1 protein-coding gene is annotated in these 1293 nt (G+C 69.9%); it reads left to right on the top strand.

What is annotated here, in order from left to right; translation table 11 throughout:
- Positions 1-1293: methyl-accepting chemotaxis protein (locus MKK82_RS12885; protein ID WP_243985956.1), on the top strand; the 1293-nt coding region annotated here is incomplete at both ends.

Below are 1293 nucleotides of genomic sequence, written 5' to 3'. Positions count from 1 at the left end.
GAGGTGCGCCGACTCGGCTCCGCCAACCAGAACGACAAGGCCATTGCGCTGGTCCATTCGGCGATCGTTCCGATTTTCTCGATCTTGCTGGCCGACGGCAGCCAGCTCGCCCTGGACATTGCGGCCTATACGTCGAAATCGTCGGACGACCTGACCAATCAGACGAATGAAACGCGGCAGAACCTGATGATGTTCAGCGCCATGGGGATGCTGGCAGGCCTGGTCGCTGCGGTGTTCATCGCGGTATTCGGCATCACGCGCCCGCTCGATCGCCTGGTCAAGGTCCTGCAGCGCATGGCAAAGGGCGAGATCGAGGCCGAGATCGCCGAAGCGGCCCGCCGCGATGAGATCGGCGCGGTCGGCAAGGCGGTCGAGGGCATCAAGGCGATGGTGGCGCGGAAGGCGGCCGAGGAGGCGGAGGTCAAGCGGCGCGCCGACGAGGCCGCCATGGCCGAGCGGAAGCGCACCATGCTGGAGCTGGCGGACGGATTCGAGCGGGCGGTCGGCGGCATCGTCGGGCTGGTCTCATCCTCGGCCACGGAACTGCAGGCCACCGCCCAGAGCATGACGTCGAGCGCCACCGAGACGGCCAGCCAGTCCACCACCGTCGCGGCGGCGGCCGAGCAGGCCTCCGCCAACGTGCAGACCGTGGCGGCGGCCGCCGAGGAATTGGGCTCGTCGGTGCAGGAGATCGGCCGGCAGGTGCTCGGCTCGGCCAACCTCGCCCAGACGGCCGTCGGCGAGGCCGACCAGACCCAGCACCTCGTGCAGGAGCTGAGCCAGGCGGCCAGCCGCATCGGCGAGGTGGTCGGGCTGATCTCCAACATCGCGAGCCAGACGAACCTCCTGGCGCTCAACGCCACGATCGAGGCGGCGCGCGCCGGTGAAGCCGGCCGCGGCTGCGCCGTGGTGGCGGCCGAGGTCAAGGAACTGGCAGCGCAGACCGCCAAGGCCACGGAGGAGATCAGCCAGCAGATCGGCCAGATCCAGGGGACGACCGGTCAGGCGGTCTCGGCCATCGACACGATCACCACGCGCATCCGGGAGATCAACGGGGTCGCCACGACCATCGCGGCCGCCGTGGAGGAGCAGGGCGCGGCGACGCAGGAGCTCGTCCGCAACGTGTCCCAGGCGGCCACCGGAACGGATCAGGTGACGGGCAACATCACGGGGGTGGCCCAGGCCTCGGAAGCCACCGGTGCGGCCGCCAGCCAGGTGCGCGGCGCGGCCGGCGAGTTGTCGCGCCAGTCCGAGTATCTCAGCGCCGAGGTGTCCCGCTTCCTGGCCACGATC

This window comes from Methylobacterium sp. E-046 (assembly GCF_022829625.1).
Taxonomy (GTDB): domain Bacteria; phylum Pseudomonadota; class Alphaproteobacteria; order Rhizobiales; family Beijerinckiaceae; genus Methylobacterium; species Methylobacterium longum.
The sequence above is the reverse complement of the archived record's forward strand: the minus strand, read 5'-3'. Positions and strand labels throughout refer to the sequence as shown.